Annotated in this window: 17 protein-coding genes; 3 read left to right on the forward strand and 14 right to left on the reverse strand. The window is 31.3% G+C overall.

Annotated features, from left to right (window positions below; all coding sequences use genetic code 11):
- Positions 1–48: 48 nt before the first annotated feature.
- A complete protein-coding gene (locus tag ACFQ1O_RS09400) occupies positions 49–975 on the reverse strand; it encodes a homoserine kinase (RefSeq protein WP_377715712.1) in 927 nt (308 codons plus the stop codon).
- A 6-nt stretch (positions 976–981) separates the two neighbouring features.
- Positions 982–3,429, reverse strand: a complete 2,448-nt coding sequence (gene thrA, locus ACFQ1O_RS09405; protein ID WP_377715714.1) for a bifunctional aspartate kinase/homoserine dehydrogenase I — start codon at positions 3,427–3,429, stop codon at positions 982–984.
- Positions 3,430–3,755: 326 nt separating this feature from the next.
- On the opposite strand from thrA, the gene ACFQ1O_RS09410 reads away from it, so the two are divergent.
- The 3 genes from ACFQ1O_RS09410 to ACFQ1O_RS09420 are packed head-to-tail and all read left to right on the forward strand — an operon-like array spanning position 3,756 to position 6,403.
- Positions 3,756–5,300, forward strand: coding sequence for an NAD(P)H-hydrate dehydratase (locus tag ACFQ1O_RS09410; protein WP_377715716.1), 1,545 nt, complete (start codon positions 3,756–3,758; stop codon positions 5,298–5,300).
- A gap of 36 nt (positions 5,301–5,336) precedes the next feature.
- Positions 5,337–5,789, forward strand: coding sequence for a Na(+)-translocating NADH-quinone reductase subunit F (locus ACFQ1O_RS09415; RefSeq protein ID WP_377715718.1), 453 nt, complete (start codon positions 5,337–5,339; stop codon positions 5,787–5,789).
- The gene (locus ACFQ1O_RS09420; protein WP_377715720.1) at positions 5,789–6,403 is read left to right on the forward strand and encodes an alpha-ketoglutarate-dependent dioxygenase AlkB family protein; all 615 of its coding nucleotides are present in this window, start codon (positions 5,789–5,791) and stop codon (positions 6,401–6,403) included. Before ACFQ1O_RS09415 ends, ACFQ1O_RS09420 begins: the two co-directional genes overlap by 1 nt.
- 62 nt (positions 6,404–6,465) lie before the next feature.
- On the opposite strand, the gene ACFQ1O_RS09425 is transcribed toward ACFQ1O_RS09420, so the two are convergent.
- The 12 genes from ACFQ1O_RS09425 to ACFQ1O_RS09480 all read right to left on the reverse strand — a co-directional run bounded on the left by ACFQ1O_RS09425 (position 6,466) and on the right by ACFQ1O_RS09480 (position 19,740).
- On the reverse strand, positions 6,466–7,161 hold the full coding sequence (locus tag ACFQ1O_RS09425; RefSeq protein ID WP_377715722.1) for a DUF4240 domain-containing protein: 696 nt from the start codon (positions 7,159–7,161) through the stop codon (positions 6,466–6,468).
- Positions 7,162–7,298: 137 nt separating this feature from the next.
- The gene (locus tag ACFQ1O_RS09430) at positions 7,299–7,688 is read right to left on the reverse strand and encodes a response regulator (protein WP_377715724.1); all 390 of its coding nucleotides are present in this window, start codon (positions 7,686–7,688) and stop codon (positions 7,299–7,301) included.
- Positions 7,689–7,694: 6 nt separating this feature from the next.
- Complete coding sequence (locus tag ACFQ1O_RS09435) at positions 7,695–8,843, reverse strand: PAS domain-containing sensor histidine kinase (RefSeq protein WP_377715726.1); 1,149 nt, start codon at positions 8,841–8,843, stop codon at positions 7,695–7,697.
- 154 nt (positions 8,844–8,997) lie between these two features.
- Entirely contained in the window at positions 8,998–9,405 is a 408-nt protein-coding gene (locus ACFQ1O_RS09440; protein ID WP_377715728.1) for a hypothetical protein, read from the reverse strand.
- A gap of 295 nt (positions 9,406–9,700) precedes the next feature.
- A complete protein-coding gene (locus ACFQ1O_RS09445) occupies positions 9,701–10,135 on the reverse strand; it encodes a hypothetical protein (RefSeq protein WP_377715730.1) in 435 nt (144 codons plus the stop codon).
- Positions 10,136–10,281: 146 nt separating this feature from the next.
- Positions 10,282–11,100, reverse strand: coding sequence for a hypothetical protein (locus ACFQ1O_RS09450; RefSeq protein WP_377715732.1), 819 nt, complete (start codon positions 11,098–11,100; stop codon positions 10,282–10,284).
- Positions 11,101–11,165: 65 nt separating this feature from the next.
- On the reverse strand, positions 11,166–11,981 hold the full coding sequence (locus tag ACFQ1O_RS09455; RefSeq protein WP_377715734.1) for a hypothetical protein: 816 nt from the start codon (positions 11,979–11,981) through the stop codon (positions 11,166–11,168).
- A 156-nt stretch (positions 11,982–12,137) separates the two neighbouring features.
- Complete coding sequence (locus ACFQ1O_RS09460) at positions 12,138–13,271, reverse strand: hypothetical protein (protein WP_377715736.1); 1,134 nt, start codon at positions 13,269–13,271, stop codon at positions 12,138–12,140.
- A 269-nt stretch (positions 13,272–13,540) separates the two neighbouring features.
- Entirely contained in the window at positions 13,541–14,107 is a 567-nt protein-coding gene (locus ACFQ1O_RS09465) for a hypothetical protein (protein WP_377715738.1), read from the reverse strand.
- 114 nt (positions 14,108–14,221) lie between these two features.
- Positions 14,222–15,253 (reverse strand): hypothetical protein, encoded by a 1,032-nt coding sequence (locus tag ACFQ1O_RS09470; protein ID WP_377715740.1) that lies wholly within the window; start codon positions 15,251–15,253, stop codon positions 14,222–14,224.
- Positions 15,254–15,977: 724 nt separating this feature from the next.
- A complete protein-coding gene (locus ACFQ1O_RS09475; protein WP_377715742.1) occupies positions 15,978–17,963 on the reverse strand; it encodes a UvrD-helicase domain-containing protein in 1,986 nt (661 codons plus the stop codon).
- Positions 17,947–19,740: an ATP-dependent nuclease gene (locus ACFQ1O_RS09480; protein ID WP_377715744.1), complete on the reverse strand. Its 1,794-nt coding sequence runs from the start codon at positions 19,738–19,740 to the stop codon at positions 17,947–17,949. The genes ACFQ1O_RS09475 and ACFQ1O_RS09480 overlap by 17 nt, the downstream gene beginning before the upstream one ends.
- Between the last annotated feature and the right edge of the window lie 202 nt (positions 19,741–19,942).

The following is a 19,942-nucleotide window of genomic DNA, read 5'->3' on the forward strand; positions in this document are numbered from 1 at the left end:
GCCTAGTCGATAGATTTTAGGTTTCGACTGAGTTCGACCTGACATTAACTAATCTATTTTGTAAATACCTTTTTGGTTAACTTTAGAGATATGTATATCAAAATCAACACCTATGTTTTGATATACTGTTTGCATAGTTTTTGCTACACCCTTAGCTATTTTTTTTCCTTTTGTTAAGGCAAATATTGATGGTCCAGAACCTGAAATACCAACTCCTAGAGCACCAGATTTAATTACCTGATGTTTTAACTCATAGTAATGAGGTATTAAATCTGCTCGTTGTGGTTCAGCAATCACATCTTTCAAACAATCTCCTATTAATTTATAATTATTGGTGTATAAGCCAGCTACTAATCCACCAACATTTCCCCAATGAGTTACACCATCACGTAAAGAAATAGTAGGTTTCAATATTTTTCTTGAATCAGCAGTTTTTAACTCTATTTGTGGATGAATAACAACAGCATACAGTTCTTCTGGACAAGCCAGTTTAATTACTTCTAAAGGTTTGTAACTTCTAACTAATGTAAAACCTCCAAATAGGGCAGGAGCAACATTATCTGCATGAGCGTTACCACTTGCTAATCTTTCACCTTCCATAGCAAATGCTACTAGTTCATTAGGAGAAAATGGTTTGCCTAATAATTCATTCATACCCCAAACTGCACCAGCAGCACTAGCTGCAGAACTTCCTATTCCGCTTCCAGGTTTTATATTTTTAAATATTTGTATTTCGAATCCATAATCAACTTCTAATTCTTTATATAATTCTAAAGCAGCAACTCCAGCTACATTTTTAGTAGCTTCTATGGGTAAATCTTGACCAACTATTTTACTGATAGAAATACCTTTGTTTTTAGATTTTTTGATGATCATTTCATCTCCAACGCTATCTAGCGCCATTCCTAGTACATCAAAGCCGCAAGCTAAGTTTGCTACTGTGGCCGGCGAAAAAAGTTTTATTTGATCTTGCATAGCTATTTAATTAAGGTTTCCTACTTGAATTATATCTGCAAATAAACCAGAAGCAGTAACACTAGCTCCAGCACCAGCTCCTTTAATTATAAGTGGTTGATCTACATATCTTTTGGTATAAAAAGAAACGATATTGTCTTTTCCTTCTAAATTGTAAAATGGATGATCTTTAGGTATAAATTGTAAGCCTACATTTGCTTTTCCATTTTTATAAGTTGCAACATATTTTAGTTTAGACTGAGCCTTTTCAGCTTTTTCAAGTACATTTTTAAATTGAGATTCATTGCTTTTAATTAACTTGTAAAAGTCATTGACCGATTTAGCTTCCATACTTCCACTAGGCAAAAAAGAATCATTATTAATGTCGTTAATTTCTAATTCTATTCCGGCTTCACGAACCAAAATCAGTATTTTTCTAGCTACGTCTATACCACTTAAATCTATTCTAGGATCGGGCTCTGTATAACCTTCATCTTGCGCTTGCTTAACTATGTTTTTAAACAAATTGTCTTTGGAGTAATGATTAAATATAAAATTTAAACTACCTGATAAAACTGCTTGTATTTCAGTTATTTGATCTCCAGAAGAGATTAGATTTTGTAAAGTGTTTATAATAGGTAAACCTGCACCTACATTTGTTTCGTATAAAAATGAGGCTTTGTACTTTTTAGCTAAGTATTTTAACTCTTGATAATTACTATAATTAGATGAACAAGCTATTTTATTACAGGCAACAACCGAAATACTATTTCTTAAAAAATCAGCATAAGAATTCGCAACTTTTTCATTTGCAGTAACATCTACAAAAACACAATTTCTCTTATTTAAGCCTAGTATTTCTTTGTTAAAAAGATGATTAGATTGTTTACTCTTATTTAAATTCTCTTTCCAATTATTTAGGTCGATACCGTCTTCATTTATTAAATAGTTCTTGGAATTAGCTAAGCCTAATACTTTTAAATTGATATGTAACTCTTCTTTTAAGTATGATTGTTGTTTTTGAATTTGTTCTAATAAGATACCACCAACATTACCTACACCAGCAATAAATACATTTAAATCTTTTATATGCGACTCAAAGAATGCTGAATGAATAGAGTTAAGAGCCTTTTGAACATCTGTTTCATTGATTACTACAGAAATATTACGTTCTGATGCACCTTGAGCAATGGCTCTGATATTGATATTATTTCTACCCATTGCATTAAATAATGTACCACTAATACCTTGATGACTTTTCATATTATCACCTACAACAGCTATTATTGCTAGGTTATCTTCTAAATTAACAGGTTTAATCAAACCATCTTTTATTTCGTACCTAAACTCTTGATTGATTACAGCTAGTGCTTTTTCAGCTTCACTATCTGCTATTGCAATACAGATAGAATGCTCAGAAGATGCTTGTGTGATTAGTATTACATTAATTTGATTGTTGCCTAATACTTCAAATAAGTGTTTAGAAGTACCATGAATGCCTATCATTCCAGCACCTTCAATAGTCATTAAAGAAATATGATCTATATGGCTTATTCCTTTTACCGTTTGTTTCTGATTATTTATTTCATTAGAAATTAATGTACCAATTGCTTCAGCATTAAAAGTGTTTTTAATTCGAATTGGAATACTCTTGTTTAATACTGGTTGAATAGTAGGAGGGTAGATAACCTTTGCTCCAAAATGCGATAACTCCATTGCTTCTTCGTATGAAATATTGCAGATAGGGTTTGCTTGAGGAACAATTTGTGGATTAGCAGTATATAAACCATTTACATCTGTCCATATTTCTAAGCAAATGGCATTAAGTGCTGCAGCGTAAATAGCAGCAGTATAGTCAGAACCGCCTCTTCCTAAGGTAGTTACATCATTATGGTCGTTACTACTCATAAAACCACCTAAAATAGTAACTCGTGCAGTATTAAGTTGTTGAAAATCTTGAATTAATCTAATTGTTTTCTCAAAATTTACTTTAGCATTTGTATAGTTGCTATCTGTTTTAATAAGTTGTTTACTATCTTTTAGTATACAGCTATCTAATTTTTGATTTAAAATAGCTTGGAGTAACTGAGATGATAATAATTCACCATAACTAACAATTTTATCTTTTGTTTTTAGAGACAAGTCTCCTAAGCAACAAATACTATTTAGTAAATCATCGAGCTCATTTACAGCTTGTTTCATACTTGCTATAATGCTACTTTGATTATCTATTGTAATTAAGTCTTTTGCTATTTTAATATGGTGTTGCTCAATTTCTTGTAATAAAAACTTGTAGTTTAAGTCTTTAGCTAAGGCTAAATCCATAAGCTCAATTAAGTTATTAGTTGTTTTTCCTGATGCAGAAACAACCACCCATATATGTTGTTTCTTTTGTTCTTTTTTAAGAATATTAACAATTAATTCTATTGATTTTGATGAGGCCATAGATGAACCTCCAAATTTTAAAACCTTCATGGTTTTCTATTTAAAAATGTTGATTGAAATAAGAATGGGTATACATTTCTTTCTTCTTAAAAGAAAATAGGTATACAGGTACGGATAATATGTAAATAGCTAACCCCTAAAGGGTTGTTGTAGTTGTAGTAAAGGTAACGGTTGTGTTCATAGCAACATTAGCTACAGCTGTAGCTAAAGAAAATGTTGTTATGTTAAAACCATTATTCATTGTATAGAGCAATAATTGCTTGTACAAAAGTAAATATTTTTTTTTACGCTTCCATATTATTTGCCGTAATTTACAGTACAATAACATTAAAAGGCTATTATCTATACATAATTTTATGAAAATATTATCAGCAAAACAAATATATAAGGCACATCAAGCTACCATTACAAACCAACAAATTACTGAATTAGATTTATTAGAAAGGGCAGGGTTACAAATTTTTAACTGGATGCATATGCGCATGCAAGGAGCTCAAGTTAAGATTCATATTTTTAATGGTATAGGTAATAATGGTGGTGTCGGCTTAGTTTTAGCTAGACATTTGTTAGAGCATGGTTATAATGTTGCGAATTATGTGGTTAATTATAGTAAAAAAAGAACAGATGGCTTTTTAAAGAATTACGATCGTGTAAAAAAGTTAAAACAATGGCCTGTTTTATTAAATGAAGCTTCAGAATTTCCTACAGACATTACTGCAGATGATATTATTGTAGATGCTATATTTGGAATAGGCTTAAATAGAGGAACTACCAATTTAGTTAATAATTTATTTGCTCATTTAAATGCTATAAAAGCTTTCAAACTTGCTGTAGATATTCCTTCAGGGTTATATTCTAATAAAGTTCCAAATAATTTAGATCATGTTTTAAGGGTAAATTATACTTTAGCTTTTCAAAGTCCTAAAATGTGTTTCTTTTTACCTGAAACTGCTATATTTACAGAACAATGGGAAGTGTTAGATATAGGTTTAGATCCAGAATTTATGCATGCAGCTTTTGGTGCACAATTAATAGCAAAGCCAGAAGTTTTACCAATGTATAGAATGCGAGAAAAATTTGCTAATAAATTCACATATGGTCATTCATTATTAATAGGAGGGAGTTATGGTAAAATAGGGTCTATTCAGTTAGCGAGTAAAGCAGCTTTAGTTTCAGGTTGTGGTATGGTATCTGCTTTAGTTCCTGAATGTGGATATAATGTATTGCAAAGTTCTTTTCCTGAATTAATGGTGCAAAACTCTAGTAATAATAAGTTATTAAATGAAATACAGCCAAAAGGACATTTTAATGTTATTGGAATTGGTTGTGGAATGGGTACAGATGAAATTACCCAAAAAGCGTTTGAAAGTTTTATAGAGTCAAATACTCTTCCTTTGGTTATAGATGCTGATGGATTGAATTGTTTATCAAGAAATACTGAGTTGTTAAGCAAATTGCCAGAAATGAGTATTTTAACTCCGCATAAAGCAGAATTAGAAAGGTTAATAGGTTCTTGGACTAATGATTTTGAAATGCTTAAAAAAGCTAAAGATTTTTCTACTCAGTACGACTGTATTTTAGTACTAAAAGATGCTATTACTATAACAGTTTATCATAAAGAAGTGTTTATTAACACCACAGGTAATACAGCTTTAGCAACAGCTGGTTCTGGAGATGTATTAACAGGTATTATAACAGGATTATTAGCTCAAGGTTACGATCCGTTATCTGCTTGTATGTTTGGTGTTTATTTACACGGAAAAACTGCAGATATAGGTTTACAAGACACAGGGTACCAATCGTTTATAGCAAGTGATATTATAAATTATCTACCAGATGCTTATATGGATTTGTTTAAACAACCTGAACAACCAACACCAGCAGAAGAACAAGCAGAGTAAATTGTATTTAGTGTAAAAAAGTTGTAACTTTAAGTTATGACAAATACACCACGAATAGAACAAGCCATATTAAAATTGTATACTGCTTTTTACAATCAAACTCTGATTCCTGAAAGCTGTACGCATTGTGCTGTGGGGAATATTTGTAATAATACCGAGGCGTGGTCTAATTTCACGGATATTCATGGTTCAGTTAAATTGAACTATGTGGGTATGGTACATCAAAAAATAGAAAGAAAGCATTATGGTTATTCTCCATTAGAACTTTTACAAATAGAAGCAACTTTTCTTAAGGCTTGTGGTTTTAATCTCCCTTTAAGAGGAAATTATAAACGCCCTACCAAGCTCACAGATGATTTACTTTTTACAGCTTTAGAAAAAACAATTTCATTCTTATGTAAATTAGATGGAGTTACAAACGTATTTGATTATTCTAATGTAATTAGAGAAAGAATTTTAAATAACTCTAATGAATCAGTAGTTGCTTAGTGGATTTATTCAATCAGGATTTTGACGTTTTACGAAACTATTTACCAAAAGATGGTACAGTTCATTTTTATGGTTATGTATTAAGCCAAGATATGGCAACGAACTATTTTCAAAAACTTTTAAAAAGTATTGAATGGAAAAATGATGAAGCTATTCTTTTTGGTAAAAGAATGGTTACCTCCCGAAAAGTCGCTTGGTATGGAGATAAGGCTTTTGATTATAGGTATTCTAATACCACAAAACTAGCTTTACCTTGGACGAAGGAGTTGATAGAGTTAAAAGAACTTGTAGAACAAAAAACAAAAGAAACCTATAATTCATGTCTACTTAACTTATATCACGATGGGAGTGAAGGAATGGCATGGCATAGCGATGGTGAAAAAGACTTAAAAAAGTATGGTGCAATAGCCTCTTTAAGTTTCGGAGCTGAGAGAAAATTTTCTTTTAAACATAAAATCACTAAAGAAAAAATTAACTTGTTACTTACGCACGGTAGCTTGTTGGTAATGAAAGATGAAACACAAACCCACTGGTTACATAGGTTACCACCTACAAAGAAAATAAATACACCAAGAATTAATTTAACTTTTAGAACTATTAATAAGTTATGTTGAATTAATATTTAAAATTAGTAAAATACGCAGTAATTACGGTTATACATTGTTGCCAGCAGTTATTAGTTCCACATTTTTTCAAATAACCTCGGACAAATCACTTTCAAAGTTTCTGGTTCTTCTTCTTTCCATGTAAACTCGAAATTTGGATAATTTCCTTCATTAGTTTTAAAATCATCCGATATATAGTCGTAAAGGTTTTTTCCAGTTTGATTCTCAAACGCTATTAATGCAACATACCAAAAAGCTTCAAATTCATAGTATTTAGTATCTTCTACAAATTCAGTAATCAATGTATCAGGGCTTTCTTTTGCTTTATAGTAGGTGTTTTTTCCTCTTGAGATAACCCAATTTCTGAAATACTCAAAACCATCGTCAGAACAACCAGCATTCATTATATATCCAGCACACCACATTTCAGAGTTATAAGTATTATAAAGAAGATTGTCGGTTCTTAATCGAAAGCCTATCATTTGTTTTGGGGTCAATTTTTCAATTTCTTTTACTAAAAATCTTTCTTGTGAATCCTGATTTTTAGTATTCTTTAATGAAGAATCAACTATATTCCAAAACATTGTTTCATCGAGCATTTCGCTTGTTTTTTCCATTTCTTGATCGAATACTTTAGATATTTCTTTTTTTGCTTGTTTTTTCTTTCCAAAAACCCAGTCAAATAATTCCATTTGGTTGTTACTTTTTGAGTTTTCATTAAAACCTAGCATCAAAAGTGAAGTAAATATTATCGTATCAAGCTTCATTATTCCAATTGGTGTCAACGGTTTGAATATGGTTTTTTAGTATTTTAAAGTTTCAACTTACTATTGTGTATGTTAATTGATATTACCTTCATTTAGTATTATCTGCAAAACACACTTATTTTTTTGATGGTAATTGGTTATTCAAATACTTCCAAAACCTCATTTATAGAATGCTTATTCAATGGTTTGTTAATGAACTTTTTAACTGATTGAAATGCTTCTGTTCTCTTTCTATCATCACTATTTATAGACGAGGTCAACATAACAATTATAATAGCTTCTCTTTTCTTTTCATCAAGCTGATTAAATTGCTCCAAAAATTGCCAACCATTCATTATAGGCATATTAATATCCAACAGTATTAAATCTACTTTCTCATTTCCTGTATCCAGATATTCCAATGCTTCTTTCCCAGATTGAAATATAATAATATCTTTAGAGACATTGTTCTGTTTAAGCATTATTTCGTTATAGAAATTTGTGGTGTGGTCATCGTCGACCAGCATTATTCTTTCTAATATTTTCATTGTAACTTATTTTGATATTGTAAAATAAAACGTTGTTCCTTTTCCTATTTCTGATGTAAGCCATATTTCACCACCATGCAATTCTACTACTTTTTTACAGTGTGAGAGTCCTATACCTGTTCCGGAAAATTTGTTGCGAGTATGTAGCCTTTGAAAAACTTCAAAAATTTTATCATAATGTTCTTTGGCTATTCCAATACCATTATCTTTAATTGAAAATTCATAGTGTTGGGTGTGTTCTTTTATATCAATTACTATTTTTGGCTTGGTTTCAGTATCTGTATATTTTATACCATTAATAATAAGATTCTGAATAAGTTTTATTAAGTCGATTTTAAAAGCCTGAATTTTTAATGGTTTACCGATGTAATTGATACTTGCTTCATTTTTATCGATGATATCGTATAAATCAGTTTTAAGGTTTTTTATTAGTTCTATAATATTTACTTCTTCCTTAACTTTTTGCTTACCTATTCTCGAATATTCAAGAAGTGCAATTATGAAATCTTTCATACGGTGTGAAGAATTGACGATTACCTCAATACTTTTTTTGCCAATTTCATCTAGATTCTCTTTGTTTCCTTCTAATAAACTTGAAAATGAAATTATTGAATTCAAAGGTTCTTGCAAATCGTGCGAGGTTAAATATGTAAATTGTTCGAGTTCTTTATTCTTTTCATTGAGTTGTCTGTTAATTTCTTCAATTTCTATTTTTGACTCTGTGATTTCAGTAATATTAGTATGAGCCCCCAACATTCTTATTGGCTTACCTTTATCATCTCTAATAGCTATTCCTCGACATCGAATATAAACAGTAGAACCATTTTTATGAATATACCTAACTGTTTGGTCATATGGGTGTGTTGGGTCTGAACAATGTTTATTAAAATTTTCAATTGCTAAATTTAAATCGTCTTGGTTTATAATTCCTTGCCAAGCAGAAGCTTTATGTGGCATTTTATTTGGATTGTATCCAAGTTCCGTCCAAAACTTTTCACTCATCCATTCGTTTTCAGGTTTTTCTAAATCCCAATACCATATACCATCAAGTGAGCCTTTTTGAATGAAATCAAATATTTTACTATCACTTTTAATCAACTCGTACAGTTCTTGTTTTAAGTAATGTTCCATATTAATATATTTGTTCTTTAACATGTAGCCTACGTGATTGCATATGATTAGTTATTTGTTTCAATAACTAATTTAATAAATAAAAACGAATAGATTAAATTCTGAATTACTTTTATAAGTAATTACTTATAAAAAATAAGCTGTACACCTTGTTATACAACGGTAGTTAATTTCTACTTTAAAATACACTCAAAATAATTCCTCCAGTTATGAAAAGTAGTGAAGAAATCAGAAACGATTTTTTTGATTTATAAATATGTGATATTAAATTCCAACAATACAAATAAATAAAAGTCGGAATCATAAAACCTAAAAAGGGAAAGTCCTTTTCGATTGTCAATTCAATACTTGCTAAAAACCAAAACATTCTTAATAGAAACAGTAGTACTCCAAAAAAAATCCAAATTGGATTAATTTGTGCCATTCTTAATTTTAGAGTTTTCTTTCTATTTGCCACAAATGGTGTACTCATCCATAAATAGGTTGTAAAACAAAAAGCAAACCCAATAGATGAAAACCCTATTAAAATATTATAATAAGTAGGGATTTCATAATCTATGTTCCATTGGTCAATATACATTCCCAAATTACACAGTCTTAAAGTTAGACGAAATAGGGAATTTAGGATTATACTAAAACCAATTCCGATAAGAATTCCGCTATAAAATCGGAATTTTCCAAATTCATTTATTGAGAAATCAGGTTTTAGTTTTTCCAATTCAGCGTATTATTTTAATGTTGTACGACGGTCTCGTATAACCGTCAGTTACGGATTAATATGCGTTAATTTTCGGTTTAGAGCTGGCGTTAGCAATTCCGAGTGAATTCGGACGTAGTCGAATCCGCCGCAATTGTGGTTATACATTGTTGTAAGCAGTTTTTTATCCATTTTTTATTAAATCCTGTACGTTTTTAATTCCGCAACCAATTACAAAAATTCGAGTTCTCCAGTCATTCATTCCGCCATAAGGAATTTTGTCAGTCCAATATTCAATTCCACGTTTTTTGAGTTCAGACAGTATTTGTTCGACTTCTTGGTCAGATTTATACATTCCAATATAATTCCGATTTGCGTGTTCGTCCGCTTTTATTGTTTTTAGAGCGTATTGAACAGCATCTTTTTCAGTAGCAAAATATTCCAGAACTCTTTTTTCGCCACGTTCCGTATAATACCATTGATAAAGTCCTCCATTATTTTCAAGTCCACGACCTTCGTAGATGAAATTTCCATTTATGCTGTAACTATGCATTGGATAGCAATTTTCTTTCAGCCATCGTTCCAATTCCAATTCAGTTTTAATTTCAGTTTCGGTCATTTCTCAAATTGCGTACAACGGTTGGGCTATGATTCCGTTGCGTAGAAATTCGGCAGAATTTCGGAGTAGGAATCAGTAGCGTTGGTTATGGTTTTAAATTTATGTTTTTTCACTAACGTAGCAATGGATTATAACCATTGTTGTACCTAGTTTTTATATTTAATTTCTCTATAAGTTCTGTGATAAGGTTTTATTGTTCCATCAGGACTTATAACGTTTTTGACTAATTTAATCCAATTCCCTTTTTCATCATATTCATAATTCATTTCGTGAATAAAAGGTTCTGTTTTGTCGGTTAAAATCCAATACATTTTAGTGATATCTCCGTTTTCATTTTTGTCAAGGATATAGTCCGAATTAATATTTCCTTTTATTTCCTCTTCTAGTCGCCCTTGGTAATTAAAATCCATTAAAATGAAATGATTATTTGAATAATCATAATTGATATTTTGAATTCTGGTTTTATCAGGTCCAACAATGGTATGCTCAATTAAAGTTGGATTATTTATACTATCGTATGCCACAGTATATCTCATATAAGTTTCTCCCGAATCGTTTATTTTTTCTTTTATCTTTTTCCCTTTGAAATATTGATAATTGACTTTAGTTATATACCTTTTTCCTCCTTCATATTTTAAGTTCCCTTCATAGTTCAAAATACGTTTATTAGAATCTAGTTTAATTATTTCGTCAGCAATGAATTCATTATCTCGATATTTTTTAACAAGCATTTCAAAATCAGATTTGAAGGTGTACGTGTTTTTTTCAATCCAAGTTTCGGAATTTGCCATAAAAATTGTGTCATTTACAACTATCTCTGAAGGATTTCCAAATTTTAGTTTGTAATATGCTTTCGATGCAACTTTTTTCGAAATTTCTGAATAGAAAGTTGGTTCTGATTCTTGATTTTGGGAATATCCAAATAGGGTAGTGAAAAGTGAAAATATGAATGGGAATTTGCTCATTTCTTAAATTAGGTACAACGGTAAATATAACAAACGTTGCTGACCTTAAGGGTAGCTATGTTTTGTTATATAGTGTTATCTTTATTTGTTTTTAAGTGATTATTATATCCATTGGAAATTAAAAACTCTTTCCAAACGGGTATTTCCTTTTCTGTCAGTGAATCAAATTCACGTTTTAAGGCTTCCATTAGTCCTTTGGATGGTTCAGGGTAATATTGATCGTCCTCTTTATCATATACTAATTCATATAAACCTAACTCTTCTTTTAGTTCATTTAGTAAATAATGTCTCATATTAACTCCATAAATAATTGTATCAGATCCCATAATCGATAAAATAATATTGTCAGTTTCTTGAGGTTCACTGATTACAAATCTATGTCCATAAATAGGGATGAGTTTTGGAGCATTATTATACCATTTAATAAATATGTTCTTTCTTTCATCCGTTAGTTCAGGCTTTACTCCCCAAGATTTTAGCCACAATCTGTTATCTAGAGTATCTTTCAAAAGATCTTCATAAACATAATTTAATTCTCTTTTTATATTATCTACATCGGTATACCAATTGTGAAAAAATGATCGTTCTTGAAAAAGTACCTCTGCATCTTCATCAAAAGTTTCGGTATATTCCAAAATCTTTTTTTTGTCAGTAGTATGAAGGATTTTTAGAAATTCTCTATGATAATTGGAGAATTTAATATTATTTGTTTTTTCGATATCATCAATCTCTTCATCTTTCATTCCTATCCATTTGGCTCCATAGATCCAATCATCACAAACAAAATCCGCATCACTTTCATTAGGATTTATATTCCAAAAAGCTTCGGTACGCTCTTTAATCCAATAAAGGAATTCTGTAAAATCTTCAGGTATTTTCAAACTCATTTTGTTAATTAAAGATAACGGTCTCGGCTATGAGTAGTTGCGTGGTTTAGCAGTTAACTTTGCAAGTACACACCAAACTGAAAATCCGCGAAGATTTTCGGAAGTAAGCAAGAACAAGCAATTACTTATAGCCATTGTTGTAATGCGTTTTTATTTATAATATTCTATTTGTCTTATCCACTTATATAATTCTTTCCCATCTACTTTTTTAACGATTTCATTCCAATTCCCATTGACATCATATTTATAGTCAAATTCAATCTTGTAGGTTTTTAACTCTTTAGAAGGCCAATCTTCTTCTGTGTATTCTAAAAATTTAATTTTATCATCTTTATAATCGTATTTTTCAATACGTATGGTGTTCGATGCTTTTTCGGTATAGTAATACTTTTTCTTTAGCCTATTTTCTTTATCATATTCATAATTGGTGTAATAAGGTCTATCGCTCGAGAAACCTCTAATTTCTTGAATCAAGTTATTATTCTTGTACTTATAAATTGTGTGTTCTCCCAATTTGGTTCCCTTATGGTCGCCATCTGAATTTAATCCATATGTTTTTCTCTCAATTAACCTATTCGATTCGTCATATTTATTGACTAAATCTTTATAAATATTACCTATTGTATCTTGCACGCCCCAAGACCAACTTCTTTCTCCAACTTTTCTATAGCTATTTGGGTTTTTATAAATTCGGTAAAGTAATTTCCCACTATCATTATACTTGAAAATATATTCGTCTATCGTTCCGTATTCGTCAATACTTTTTTGCCTAATTAATTTTCCATTTTCATCATATCTCTTATAACGATAATTATAAAAGTCTAAATCCGAATTTTGGCTTATAATGGTTTCGTGTCTATCTCTTTCGTAGTAATGAGTATCAATGTAAACTAAATCATATAAGGAATCAATTTTTCTGACAAGTCTATCTTGCTTGTCGTATTCATATCTGTAGTAATTTTCAAGCGAGTCTTTTTTATCATACCAAATATCCTCAATCAAAAGACCATTTTCATCGTAATTTCTTTTGTAATTTATGTAGTAACAAAAGTTGGTTGAATACCAAATGCTTTTAAATCGAGAAATCGTTGATTCAGGTCCCATAAATCCAGAATGACCATAGTCTCCGTCAATGTCAAATAGTTTAGGATTCTCTCTTTCAGTTAGAAATATTACCTTTTCTCTAATAGATTTAACCTTTCCATAAATCGTATCTTTTTGTTGACCAAAGGAAAATGAAAAACAGAATAATGTTAACGTTAAAATTAGGTTGGTTTTGTTCATTGTTTTTGAGGTAAATCTATTTGGTTTTATTTCAGTAAAATAGTCTAAATTAGTTAAGGAATTAATTCGATGAGTAATTCAGTTAGTTGGTTTAGGCAAATGCATTACAACGTATTTGTATAACTGTTGTTACGGGATTAAAGTTACGTATTTTGTTTAAGAAATAGTGTTAGTAATTACCGAGTGGATTCGGACGTAGTCGAATTCGCCGTAATTGCGGTTATACATTGTTACCATACGTTTTTATTTTATTAGTTTCAATTATAAGATTAAGGACGTGAGCCGACAATAACTTCAACGTGATCTGGTTTGAGGTCAGTCTTTAATATAATTCTACTTTTTATTTGATTCTTGTTCATTATTTCATTCAATAAATTTCCAATGGAGTTAGAATCAGAAGAATTTTCACGTATAGTTATTCCAAAACCTATTCCTCCAATTATTATATCTTCCCATACTCCTTCAACTTCCCAATTCGCTTCAATGAGAACATTTTTAATTGAATTTGCAAATCTTATGGATTCTCTGTCTCCTTGTATTCCAGTTAGAATTATTTTATTTTTTTCAATATTTATTAAATCATTTAGTAATTTTTGTCTCTGTTTTGGTTTAAGTATTCGTCCTTTTTGTTCGTCTTCTAGCTTCTTTAAATCTTTTGATTGTTTTAAATGGTCAATTGCGGAAATCAATAATCCGATTATAAGCACAATTAAAGAAACAATATCGAGTGTCGTATCGTCTAAAATAGAGAGCTTTAATTTTATCCATTCACGAAAAAGACCTATTCCAACTAAGCCTCCTAATAATGATAATACTAATCCAGACCAAAATCTCATTTTAAATTATAAGTTTAGATGTTGTTTTTAATGTATGGTAACGCTCGGTGCAGACGACTGTAGACGCGTTTAGCGGCTATGTACGTTCTGCACTTTGTTCTCTTCAGTCTTTTTTTAGTCCAAACCTTCACATATAATTCTTGATGCATCATAGTAACAACTAGAAATTAAATTTCCTGTTCTTCTATGGATATCTAATCCAATTTGATGGATTAGTCTTCTACTTTCTATATAGGAATTACCCGAACAGTCCACGACTTCTTTAGTTAAATTATTCATTAAAGACTCCGCTGCCTCAATCAAAACAACTTTACAAAGGTTATCGAAATGATCTGGAGTTATAAAACCAATTTTAGGTGAATTCCCAGATTCATTCAAAATTTCAGGAAATTCAATTATTGATTTTATTGGTAAGTGGTATTGATTATTAGGATCAATAGAGTACCCTTCGCTATAAAATAATACAATAAATTCGCTAAAGTAAAATAGTGAAGGGTTTGAATAAATTTTTTCGGTGTAAACAAGGTTTCTTGAAGAGTTTACAAAATAGTCAGCTGTGATTACTTGAAAGTCAAAGTTTTTTATTTCTTCGTTTCTTCGATCAATTTCTGTCAACTCAAGAGGAAGGAACTCATGGAGAATTTCTCTTAATTCTTCCAAGATGTCTTCACTTATGATTTCTTGACCGTACTGTAGTTTATAGATTATTGAAATCCTCCAGATTAATGAATAAATTAAAATTTTAAACCTCGCGTTTGAAAGTCTATCACATTCTTTATAAGGAATTTTCAAAAGTGAAACTTTCTCTGAATAATTTGCGGCTTTATTGGTTAGTCTTATTTCATTTTGAATTATAGGAACTACATTTCCCTCAATCTTCCCTAAATTATCTTCACAAATTGGACAAAAAATGTAATCTAAAGCATAGTGATGCTCCTTTAATTCTGGATCAGTATTTTTTAAGTTTGATCTTCCGTAATAAGCTTCAATTCGTTCACTAGGAGCATTTGTGATATTGTAAGATTCTTCATAATTCCTTTTTCCTACCATGCTTTTTAACATAGAAGCAGGAATCCAATGAGAATTTGTTTTGGTCGATTCTCTTGATTTGCACAAGAGGCATGTATCTGTTTCTTTTCTTGTCATTTATATTTTATTCTTGATTGAAGAGAACGTTTGATATAAAGTGCGTGCATTGCAGACGCATGCTGATTGTCCGTTAGGACAATCATATTGTAAATATACACTTACTTTTGATTTGGCAAAAAGTCCGCATGTAATTTATATGTTGTTAGGGGCAGTTTTTTTTATAGGCCCAATAACCACAAGTAAGTTCTTAACTTTTTAAAATTACTTTTTAGTAGAGTAGAGTGGAAGGCTGATAGAAATTTAGATAGTTTTTTTGGGTATTTAAAAACAAACAAGCTTCATCTATGTAGGAATATTCTTTTGCTGATAAAAAATAATGTTACCGCTCACAAAATAACTATAAAAGTAAGACTACTGTTGCTTTTTTTATTGGGGTTTGGAATGTTTTGCCATGATATAGAACTCACGAAACTCTTAAGGTGTTGCAAGACAAACCAAATTAATCCCTAAAAAGTAATTTTAAAAAGAGTAGTTTATATACTAAATAATCAAGAAGTAACTGTTTAAAAATAATTAGGAGAGTTATACATTATGTTCCGTAATACTGATAAGAAAATACAATTGCCCCTAACGGTTCGTGTATGGTGCCGTAGCATCCCGAAGGGTGCTATGCACTATACACATTGTTGTGTTTTCGTTCTTTATTTTCATTTTGTTTTAACATACTCTTTGACAAGTTTGGCTCGTGAGGTTGGCTTTGAGCGACTTATCAATGTGTATGTTATTCATCTGTTTCAATTTCAATTATATCCCATTCATCTCTGCTTATATCAGATAAAAATGCATCAAATCTAACTTTATGGATGGCAACACATAAAAAATGAGTTGGCCTTGAAAATCCGACATAAGCCATTTTACATGATTGCCTAATCTTATCTTTTCCACCTACATCACTATTGAGTGTATCCACGATGTTTACTCCCTTTAGTTGATTGCGTAACCTTTCTGATTCGTAATTACCGTAACCCCTACTATAAAAAGTTTCTAGATACAAGGTTGCTGTATGAGTTTGTCCTTTCGCGGAGTGCACTGTCCCAATCTCTACATTGATTTCCTCCGATTCAAAAGAACTTGATTGTTGCTCTGCTTCAATATCAGATGCATTAATTTCAGATTCTCCATTTATAAAGGTTGATGATGAATCTATTGTTTTTTGAAAAACAGAAAGGAAGGAAGGAATGTATTCCTTGATTGAATCAATTGTTTCTTGACTTGCTCCTTTTATGCTTGCAAAAGACCATTTATAAAGGTTCAATTTAAGGGTTTCATACTCATCGTTGTCAAGAGTTTTAAGGAAGTTAATTAATTTCCTTTTTGTGTAAACCCTTTCATATTCATCTGTTACACTTTCTAAGCGAAGAATCTTTAGAAGTGCGTTTAAAATGTTCTTTCGGACAGATTCTAGAGTTTTTTTCTCTTTGTCGAAGTACAGCACATAATCTTCAAGAACCTTAAAATCTATTTGTTTACCTGTATTAGAACTAGAGAAACTTGGCCAATAATCACTAAGAGCAGTTTTATCCGCATCATCATGTTCTTTTCTCCAAGCAACGGCCATAAATTTTTGCGAAGGATTATTAGGGATGGCACCCGATGTTTGCAGATCTTTTATTTTATCAGCGAATGTTGGAATCACTTGTTCTCTATTAGCATCTTGATAAATCAAAATTGTTGGTTTTATATCAATTATTGATCCGTCTGGATTTTGATTTCTCCCCTCAACTGGATTTGGAGTAAGAGCAAGGTTTTGTACTAAAGACGCAATTCTTTGACTTAGTCTGTGACTTCCATTGATGAAGAGCACATTTTCTCTAGTTGACCAAATATGTTCTAAATGTATAGACCCTCCATTATAAATTGCTTGGTTTTGGTCACCTATTCTTTGGATTACCGAGAGAGTATTCACATCTGGATGAAATACTTTTTCGATTAGGTCATGTTGGTGAACATCCATGTCCTGCATTTCATCAACAAACACTAATAAAAACCTTTTTTGCAGAATCTTTGGATAATCCTTGATTTTTGCTAATTGAAAATCTGCTAATGTGTATGCGTCATCAAAATGAAGGTATCCCTTTTTTAGTAGGTTCAGTTTAAAATTGAGTAAAGCTTTATAGGTTCTTGATTCTGAATTTTTTAGTTTGAATGTTTCTGGGGTGCCATTTAAATATGAAACTATCTTACCTTGGGTAGTAATTCGAATTGATTTCAAAAATGCTAAACCATCATTTTGCCTGTCTAGGTAATTTTTTAGCCCTACATTATTTGTATTTAGGTAAAACTTCTCGACTTGCTCGTCATAGATTTCGTTATCGATTCGATACGGTTTTTGCTTAAATTGATTTGTATAGAACGGAATTGCCAGAAATGTATCAACAAAACTTTGAATCGTTCCTACAAAATTGGGATAGGCAAAGAGTTTAGGACAGTGTTTTCCGATTCGTTCTTTAATCTCATCAACAGCAGCATTAGTATGGGAGATCACTAAAACACCGCCTCCATTTCCAAGCGGCATGTATCTTTCTAAAATTAGAAGTTTCGCTAAAAGGGCAGTTGTTTTACCACTTCCTGGAACAGCTTGTAAGTCTAGGGTATTAAGGTTGCGTATAAATAACCTTCTTTCTTCATCAAACTGTTTTCCTTCAGGTAAAAGTATTTTTTCAGCGTACTCAATATCCGCATCTGTTATGTTAATTTCCAGAGGCATACTTTATGGCTTGAATTAGATAAAAAATACTGTCTTCTTCATCCTCAGAGTCAATAGTTATTGTTCTTTCTTCTATTGGCTTTTTTAAGTCCTCATCAATTAGGTTAGCAGTTTGATATGCAATTTCGGTTTTTTTCAAACCCTTATTAATCAATTTTATCGCAAGTGATTTTTCAAAGTCTGTTTCCCAATCAGTTCCTGAGTGAATTGTTTTGCAAACACTTTGAAGTACTGCTGTTAAGCTGGATGACTTAAACATGGAATATTCTAAAGTCCAATTTGGTGCGGCATAATAATTTACTGACTGATCGGATTTTGCAGCAATTGCAGTAAGTGTCTGTTGATTTTCTTGTTGAACAGTATTTGCGTCTCTTTTTACAAAATCATCCTCGTTCTTTACATACTCTCGTATATCCGAATCCGTAATAACAGCTACAGGAATAGCCATATTTGGCTCTTCGTTTCTAAGGTAGATTTTTGAATAGTGATCAAAGCCAGTATGACCAATGTTCACTATAGAAACTCCTTTCTCAGTTAGATTTATCCCGATTGCTTTAGCTATACTAGGAATTAATATTTCCTCTGCCCAACCTTCAACTAAAATAACTCCTTTGGCAAAAAACAAGTTGGCTTTTGTTGTATCAAGGAATTTTTCCAGAAATTTATAATTATCAGAACCCAATTTTGTATACGATGCTCCCATAGGGTAAGCATTTCTATCGTTACATATAATTAAGTTTTCGAGGCTTAATTTAGAAGCTAGATTAGGACTGTGTGTAGTTAAAATTAATTGAATATTTGGTTCGTTTTGTAATGCCTCTATGATTTGCATTTGGGCTTGAGGGTGAAGATGTGCTTCTAGTTCTTCAATCAATCCTAGTCTTAAACCATTCCAATTTTTCTTTTGAATATGCAGTAACTCTGAAGCCATAAAAAGCCGATTTAAAGTTCCTAAGCCTGGATTTAGTTCATCCTTAATAGAAAGTTCTAGCTTTTCTAAGATGTTTTTGAGATTATTTCCAAGGACGCCAAAATTGGATTCTTTATCCTTTGAATAGAAGGCTTGAATAAATTTATCTATTTCGCCCTTCAATTCTTTTCCTTTTAATTGTTCCCCGATAAGTGCTGTCCCATCCTTGTCAGTACCTTCAAAATATTTTGCAACATGTTCATTAAAGTCTAGAAATAGGCCTACTAATAAGTGATCTTGGTCTTTTCCTTTGAATGCTTCATGTCCTTGAAGAATTTGAGTTAATCTAGAGTTTTTGCGCGGGATTAATTCGGATTTCGCATCTCGTAAGGGTTTGAGATAGGTTGTTTTCAAATACTCTCTTGCCTCTGCTGTTAGCTGATATCCAGTTTCATCAACCCCTGCTCGAATTTCTGAGGGATAGATATATTGATCTTCAAGGTTTCTTGTGCCGTCATATATCAACCTTAAATATGGTATAGCGTTATCTCCTTCACCATTCCATCCTAGCCATTCTGTGAAATTTTTGGCTTCATCATCTGAAAGGTTGTCAAATCTTAATTCAATTCTTAATCGATCTGATCCATCGTAAAAATCATCCCAATCTAATCTGAACCATTCGTAACTATGTGTTTTTAAGGTGAGTTTTATTGCATCGATAATTGCACTCTTGCCTGAGTCGTTTTCACCAATCATGACATTTATTCCTGTCGTGAAATTCAAATTTAAATTTGGCTTTTCTAAATCAATCGCGGAATTATCACCAAATTTTCTAAAATTCCACAGTCTAAGGTTTGATAAATGCATAATTCAATTTCTTCTTTTCTTAGCTCATTTAGAGCGTTAGCAAAAACAGCTCTTTTGGTTTTTTAATTGTTGGCTTGAGCATCGGCAAAAACCAAATGTGCTGTTTGTGCGTCTGGCTTTTCTTGAATGAAACACAACGTTTGATATAAAATGCGTGCGTCGCAGACGCATGCAGATTGTCCGTTAGGACAATCATATTGTA

Origin of the sequence: Pseudofulvibacter geojedonensis (assembly GCF_042675745.1) — a bacterium.
GTDB classification, from domain to species: Bacteria; Bacteroidota; Bacteroidia; order Flavobacteriales; family Flavobacteriaceae; genus Pseudofulvibacter; species Pseudofulvibacter geojedonensis.

Excerpts from the sequence above, each read along its gene's own strand:
- ACFQ1O_RS09400 (WP_377715712.1), bottom strand. The coding sequence starts at position 975 with ATGCAAGATCAAATAAAACTTTTTTCGCCGGCCACAGTAGCAAACTTA.
- thrA (WP_377715714.1), bottom strand. The coding sequence starts at position 3,429 with ATGAAGGTTTTAAAATTTGGAGGTTCATCTATGGCCTCATCAAAATCA.
- ACFQ1O_RS09410 (WP_377715716.1), top strand. The coding sequence starts at position 3,756 with ATGAAAATATTATCAGCAAAACAAATATATAAGGCACATCAAGCTACC.
- ACFQ1O_RS09415 (WP_377715718.1), top strand. The coding sequence starts at position 5,337 with ATGACAAATACACCACGAATAGAACAAGCCATATTAAAATTGTATACT.
- ACFQ1O_RS09425 (WP_377715722.1), bottom strand. The coding sequence starts at position 7,161 with ATGAAGCTTGATACGATAATATTTACTTCACTTTTGATGCTAGGTTTT.
- ACFQ1O_RS09430 (WP_377715724.1), bottom strand. The coding sequence starts at position 7,688 with ATGAAAATATTAGAAAGAATAATGCTGGTCGACGATGACCACACCACA.
- ACFQ1O_RS09435 (WP_377715726.1), bottom strand. The coding sequence starts at position 8,843 with ATGTTAAAGAACAAATATATTAATATGGAACATTACTTAAAACAAGAA.
- ACFQ1O_RS09445 (WP_377715730.1), bottom strand. The coding sequence starts at position 10,135 with ATGACCGAAACTGAAATTAAAACTGAATTGGAATTGGAACGATGGCTG.
- ACFQ1O_RS09450 (WP_377715732.1), bottom strand. The coding sequence starts at position 11,100 with ATGAGCAAATTCCCATTCATATTTTCACTTTTCACTACCCTATTTGGA.
- ACFQ1O_RS09460 (WP_377715736.1), bottom strand. The coding sequence starts at position 13,271 with ATGAACAAAACCAACCTAATTTTAACGTTAACATTATTCTGTTTTTCA.
- ACFQ1O_RS09465 (WP_377715738.1), bottom strand. The coding sequence starts at position 14,107 with ATGAGATTTTGGTCTGGATTAGTATTATCATTATTAGGAGGCTTAGTT.
- ACFQ1O_RS09470 (WP_377715740.1), bottom strand. The coding sequence starts at position 15,253 with ATGACAAGAAAAGAAACAGATACATGCCTCTTGTGCAAATCAAGAGAA.
- ACFQ1O_RS09475 (WP_377715742.1), bottom strand. The coding sequence starts at position 17,963 with ATGCCTCTGGAAATTAACATAACAGATGCGGATATTGAGTACGCTGAA.
- ACFQ1O_RS09480 (WP_377715744.1), bottom strand. The coding sequence starts at position 19,740 with ATGCATTTATCAAACCTTAGACTGTGGAATTTTAGAAAATTTGGTGAT.